Source organism: Weizmannia agrestimuris (genome assembly GCF_943193165.1).
Taxonomy (GTDB): domain Bacteria; phylum Bacillota; class Bacilli; order Bacillales; family Bacillaceae_C; genus Weizmannia; species Weizmannia faecalis.
This window is the reverse complement of sequence record NZ_CALPDC010000022.1, coordinates 38,200-44,737: the sequence shown is the minus strand read 5'-3', so window position 1 is coordinate 44,737 and position 6,538 is coordinate 38,200. Positions and strand designations below refer to the sequence as shown.

4 protein-coding genes are annotated in these 6,538 nt (G+C 46.4%); 1 reads left to right on the top strand and 3 read right to left on the bottom strand.

What is annotated here, in order from left to right; translation table 11 throughout:
• Positions 1 to 381 precede the first annotated feature (381 nt).
• Entirely contained in the window at positions 382 to 1,632 is a 1,251-nt protein-coding gene (locus NFR98_RS09730) for a dicarboxylate/amino acid:cation symporter (protein ID WP_017551439.1), read from the top strand.
• Positions 1,633 to 1,809: 177 nt separating this feature from the next.
• Here NFR98_RS09730 and NFR98_RS09725 read toward each other — a convergent pair whose 3' ends face one another.
• The 3 genes from NFR98_RS09725 to NFR98_RS09715 form a co-directional block, all read right to left on the bottom strand.
• The gene (locus tag NFR98_RS09725) at positions 1,810 to 3,789 is read right to left on the bottom strand and encodes a beta-glucoside-specific PTS transporter subunit IIABC (RefSeq protein ID WP_017551441.1); all 1,980 of its coding nucleotides are present in this window, start codon (positions 3,787 to 3,789) and stop codon (positions 1,810 to 1,812) included.
• A gap of 409 nt (positions 3,790 to 4,198) precedes the next feature.
• Positions 4,199 to 5,044 (bottom strand): glucose PTS transporter transcription antiterminator GlcT, encoded by an 846-nt coding sequence (glcT, locus tag NFR98_RS09720; RefSeq protein WP_251460035.1) that lies wholly within the window; start codon positions 5,042 to 5,044, stop codon positions 4,199 to 4,201.
• Positions 5,045 to 5,159: 115 nt separating this feature from the next.
• The gene (locus NFR98_RS09715; protein WP_014096891.1) at positions 5,160 to 6,488 is read right to left on the bottom strand and encodes an NCS2 family permease; all 1,329 of its coding nucleotides are present in this window, start codon (positions 6,486 to 6,488) and stop codon (positions 5,160 to 5,162) included.
• Positions 6,489 to 6,538 lie beyond the last annotated feature (50 nt).

Genomic DNA, 6,538 nt, shown 5'->3' with positions numbered 1-6,538 from the left:
CTCTCAGTAAAGATGTTTGATAAAAGCTCAAAAAGAATTTGACGTTTCGTTTTGTCCAGTTTTCAAGGAACAATCTTTGCTGTTCTTAACAGCGACTTAATTATTATATCAAAATATCAATTCGCTGTCAACATCTTTTTTATCAGACTCCCAATATTTATCAGTTCCTGTCGAGTCAGCTTTATTATCATACCATCCGTGTTATCCTAAGTCAATATAAATTGGCATGAAATTTTTTCCAAACCCAATCCATCAAATTACCAACAAAAAGACCGACACACGGGGATCTTTTGGGCAAAATCAAATTGACTTCTTTTTGTTATCAGTGGAAAATGAAAACGTGTAGGAGCGATGCATTTTCCGATTAAGGAGAGGTTGATTTTGAAAACATTTTTTCGCAATTACAAATCCACTGCCATATTGTTGGCTGCCATCATCATTGGCGGCATTGCGGGCGTGGTTGCAGGCTCAAAAGCAGAAGTTGTAAAGCCATTCGGGGATTTATTTTTAAATTTAATGTTTACGGTTATTATTCCGCTTGTCTTTTTCAGCATTTCTTCTGCCATCGCAAATATGGCCGGTCTTGGCCGTTTGGGCAAAATTTTAGGAAGCATCATTCTTGTATTTCTTGGCACTTCCCTCTTGGCAGCCATCATTGGTTTTGGCGGCACTTTCATCATCAAGCCGCTTGCGCATACAGATACAACCGCCATAGAACAGATGATGGCAAAAGCAGACGGAAGCCGGCAAAGCGGCACCAATCCGTCTTTTCTCGAACAGCTTGTTCAAACATTCACAGTGCCTGATTTTCCAAATTTATTTACCAAAACGAATATGCTTCAGCTGATTGTTTTTTCCGTTCTGTTCGGCCTGGCTACCACATTGGCCGGGGAGAAAGGAAAGCCGGTTGCTGCTTTTTTGGCATCGGGAACAGCCGTCATGATGAAATTTGTTAAAATCATCATGTATTATGCGCCAATCGGGCTCGGGTGTTACTTCGCTTCCATCATCGGCACACTCGGCCCGCAAATTTTGGAAGGATATGCGCGTTCGTTTGGTTTATACCTGATCTTAACGGTCATTTACTTTTTCGGCTTTTTTACCTTATATGCCTTTATGGCCGGGGGGGCAGAGGGGATCAAAGTTTTTTGGAAAAATGCGGTCCCCCCTTCTGTTACGGCTATTGCTACCTGTTCAAGTGCTGCCTGCATTCCGGTTAATTTGGAAACTGTTCAAAAAATGCATGTGCCTTCCGACATCGCGGAAACGGTGATTCCTTTAGGCGCGAACACGCATAAGGACGGCTCGGTGTTTGGCGGCGTGCTGAAAATCGTTTTTTTGTTCACCTTGTTCGGGAAAGATTTGACAAGCCTGCCCCATATGCTGGCTGTCATTGCCGTTGCATTTCTTGTCGGCGCGGTAATGGGGGCGATCCCAAGCGGCGGCATGATCGGGGAGATGCTGATTTTAAGCGTTTTTGGATTCCCGCCGGAGTCGCTTCCGATTATTGCAGTAATTAGTACGATTATTGATGTTCCGGCCACGCTTTTAAATTCGACCGGAAACACGGTAAGCGCCATGCTCGTTTCCCGGCTTGTTGAAGGAAAACACTGGCTCAGCCGCACGCAGTAAAAGAAAGAACCAGGCAGCCCGTTTCTCAGGCGGAAGCCGTGGAGTGCCGGAGAAGGAGCCGGATTTCCGCCGGTTTCTTAAAAGAACCGCTGTTTCAGAAAAAACATTATGGAAATGGAAAAACCGCCGGGGAAAATGATTTTCCCGGCGGTTTTTTGTTCAGGGTTGCCCGCAAAATTAGTTTTTCACAGCTGTTTCCTGTTTTTTGTACAGATTCAGCAAAGCTTCGTCCGCATATGTTTCGTCAACTGCGGCTTGTTCAACTGCATCATATGCCATCGTGTTGGTTACGATCACCATCGTTGTCGTGTCATAGCCGGCTTCTTTGATTTTTTCCGGGTCAAAGGTGCCGAGTACGTCACCCTTCCTGATGCGGTCCCCGGCTTTTACATTGGAATGGAAGTGTTCCCCGTTTAAGTTGACGGTATCGATGCCGACGTGGATCAATACTTCCGCTCCGCGGTCGGATTGCAGGCCGTATGCGTGGCCGGTCGGAAAAGCAACGGATACTTGCCCGTCAAACGGGGCTGCCACTTTTCCTTCTTCCGGCACAACGCCAACCCCTTTCCCCATCGCTTCCGAGCTGAAAACAGGGTCATTCACAGAGGTTAACGGAACAACGCGGCCCTTTACCGGATTATAGACAATTTCGTTCAGTTCCATGCCGGCCGTATCCACTTTCGGCAGTTCTTTTTGTCCCGATTCCATCTTGCTTTCCACAGCTGCCGTTTTCTTTTCCGTCAGGCTTTTCTTGCCCATTTGGACATTTGCGAGCATTTTTTCATTGTTTTCTTCATTAAAACCGAAAATCAATACAAGTACGAATGCAATCGCCCATGCGGCAATACCCGCAACGGCTTCCATGGCAACGCTTGAACCTTTGCCGATAAACAGCGGAAGTTCAAAGAAATTCATAATCGGCGTGTACTGGAAAGCTTTTACACCGGCAAAACCGGCAATGGCGCCGCCGATCGCACTGCCGGCCAAACCGAAAATAAAACCTTTTTTGTATTTCAAATTGATGCCGTATATCGCCGGCTCCGTAATGCCAAAGAAGTTACTGATTGCAGCGGAAACGGCGATTTCCCTGTTTTTCGATTTTTTTGCTTTAAAAATCGCGCCTGTCACCGCACCGAACTGTCCGAAGACGGCAACAAACATCATCGCCAGCAGCGTATCATAACCGTAGTTTTGAATGTTAATCAGTGAGATCGGCAAAATTCCCCAGTGCAGCCCGAAGACGACAAACACCTGGAACAGCCCGGCCAGAATAAATCCGGCAACAGCAGGGCTCAAGCTGTACAAGTATTGATAGCCGTAAGCAAGGCCCATGCCGATCGCATTGCCTAATGGGCCGATCACGATAAAAGTGAGGGCGCCGGCAACAAGCAATGTGAAAAACGGCACAAATACAAGCTGGGCAACAGCCGGTAAATGTTTCTTAAACCATCTTTCAATATAACTCATCATCCAAATGGCCAAAATGGTCGGGATTACCGCACCGCCGTACTGTTTAAAATTGATAGCGTACCCGGCAATGTGGCCGATTTTCGGAATGCTGCTGTCTGTCAGCGGGTAAATCATCGCGGCAGCAAGTGCAACAGAGATAAACCGGTTTGTATTAAACTTATCCGCCGCCGTAATTGCAATAAAAATCGGCAGCAATGTAAACACGCCGGTTGCGAGCGCGTCCAAGATGCTGTACCAGGCGGATGATTCAGACACGATATGAGTATTTGCCAAAAGGATGGCAACGCCTTTTAAAACGCCGGCACCGGCCAGGACGGAGATAAACGGTGTGAAAATACCGGAAAGCACTGCCACAAAGCGGTCGAAAACATTGCCTTTTTCTTCGCTTTCTTCTGCCGAAGCATCGTTTTCAGCCCCCGCATCGGAAGCCGTAAAATGATACTCATCCATAATGGCGTTATAAACTGGAACGACCTCATCCCCGATCACGACCTGGTACTGTCCGCCTGCATTCACCGCCGTAAGGACATTTGGCAAGCTTTCCAGCGTTTCTTTGTTTGCCTTGCCTGTATCTTTTAACCGGAAGCGCAAACGGGTGGCACAGTGCACAAGCGACTTTACATTATCAGGCCCTCCGACATTTGCCACAATATCGCGAGCAAGCTGCGCGTAATCTTTCTTTGCCATGCAAAATCCTCCTCAAATCATGATGGTTTCCGGAAACAGACGTGCAGCAATTCCCCGGGAAAATAAAAAGGCATGAGGAAAAAGCGGGAAGGCCGTGGCGGCTGCCACTCCCGGCATCTTTTTCACTCATGCCTGATCGAATCAGTAACACGTTATGATAACATTTGATTAATTTTTAATGTGGAACCCGTTTCAGACGCATGCTACCGGATAAAGGCTGCTGCATCGTACACCGGTTTTTCCTATTTGCTGCATCATTCACAATTTCCATGACAAATTATAGCACCGCGGGCATCCCAGTTGCAAGAAAAAAATTAAAAAAGCATTTGGCATCCCGACATGAACAATGACGGCGTTTTGGCATTATTCAGCCTTTCATCACGCATGCCATGTATAATCAGGAGGCCTTTTATGATTCTATTTTGGATTGGATCCGCTGCAGATGCATCGTCAGGTAAACGGCTTCTGCCTCGTACACCGGTTTTTGCAATGCTTGCTGCATGATTTTGATCAATTTCCACGACAGATTATAACACCGCGGGTATTCCTGTTGCAGAAAATGATTCAATTTCTCGGGCTCCTCCACTTTTTCCCCCGTCAGCACGCGGTCAATCGTATAGCGCAAATGGCGGACAAGGCGCATGTAATGAATACTGTCTTTGTCAAAAGTCATTTTAAATTCATGCTCAACCGTGGAAATGAGCTGCCCGATCAGATGGGAATGCCGGCTTAATTCGGAAAGTTGCTTATCCGTTACGGCACTGTGGATGTGCAAGGCAATAAACCCGGCTTCCCCTTCCGGCAAATAGACGTCCGTTGCTTCATTGATATAATCCACTACTTCGCAGGCAATTTCGTATTCGCGCGGATAGAGAATTTTCGTTTCGGCAACGAACGGATTTTTGACAGCCAGCCCTTTCCGGATCCGGTCGATCGCAAAAGCAATATGGTCTGTCAAGGCAACATGGATATGTTCATTTAAAGGAGAATCCGCCCGGCTGCGGATCATTTCAATCGCCGAAATGACCACTTCAAGGGTTTGATTATCAATAGAAGGAATCAGCTTCATATACTGTTCCTGTTCTGTTTCGTTTTTCAGCACAAACATTTTTTCAGCGGATGCCTGCGGGATGGGCTCCCCTTTTTTTCGGTTAAAACCAATCCCCTTTCCAATCAACACCGTTTCTTCATAGCGGGGGTGGGAGGCAACAAGTACATTATTGTTTAAAACTTTTTTAACGATAAAAGCTTCCATTTCAATCCCCCTCGGCTATAGTACAATATGATTAGTTTAAATGAAATGCGCCGGTTTTTCAATTTCAAGCGCCATAAAAAAACTTGCAGAGCGCGCTCTGCAAGTTTTTTGGGCACTATTTTAAGAAAATAAAATACAGTAAGAAGACGACAAAGAAGAAATACATGACCGGATGGATTTCTTTGATTCTTCCTTTTACAATCATCGTAATCGGATAAAAGATGAAACCAATGGCAATCCCGGTTGCGATGCTATAAGTGAGCGGCATGGCAATCAATGTAAGGAAAGCCGGTACGGCAATTTCGAATTTATCCCATTCAATATGACGCAAGTTCGATACCATCAGCACGCCGACAATGATGAGCGCCGGTGCTGTGACGTTGGTAGTAATGACTGATAAAAGCGGGAAGAAAAAGATCGATAAAATAAAGAAACAGGCCGTAACAAGAGAAGCAAAACCGGTTCTTGCCCCTGCGGCAACCCCTGACGAAGACTCGACAAAGGAAGTTGTCGTCGAAGTCCCGAGCACAGCCCCAATAATGGTCGCAATGGAATCTGACACAAGTGCCCGTCCTGCATTCGGCAGTTTGTTGTCTTTCATGAGCCCTGCCTGGTTTGCAACCGCCACAAGCGTTCCGGCATTATCAAAAAAGTCGACAAAGAAAAACGTTAAAATAGCACCAATCATTTGCGCCGACCAGAAAGAGGAGTCCCCGAATGAACTGAACAGCGCGCCGAACGTCGGACTTAAACTTGGAACCGAACTGACAACTTGATGCGGCACCTTCAACAATCCAAAAATCATCCCGACAATACTTGTAAGAATAATGCCGTAAAAAACGGAACCTTTTATCCCTCTTGTCATCAGAATAACGGTGACCACAAGCCCGAAAATGGAAAGCAGAACAGGCCCTTTTGACAAATCCCCCAAGGCGACAAACGTTGCATCATCCCCGACAATAATGCCGGCATCTTTCAGCCCGATAAATGTGATGAACAGGCCGATGCCTGCGCCGATCGCGTGTTTTAACTGGATCGGAATGGCGTTGATCAATTTTTCGCGGATGCCCGTCAGTGTAAGTAAAAAGAAGAAAACACCGGAAATAAAGACAGCGGCAAGTGCGTGCTGCCAAGGAATTTTATAGCTCAGGACGACCGTATAAGCAAAAAAGGCATTCAATCCCATACCGGGCGCAAGCGCGAGTGGATATTTCCCAAAAAGGCCCATCACAATCGAACCGATCGCGGAAGCAATGGCGGTGGCCACAAATACAGCCCCCTGGTCCATATGCATGGAAGCCGGAAGCCCCTTTACGCTGGCAAGCGATAATGTCAGCGGGTTTACGGCTAAAATATAGGCCATAGCCAAAAAGGTTGTCAGTCCCCCAATAAATTCTTGGCGGTAACTTGTTCCGATTTTTTCAAACTCAAAATAGTTCTTCATGTTGCCTTATCCCTCCTGTGGAATTTCCAAATTCGCCATAACAGAAAAAC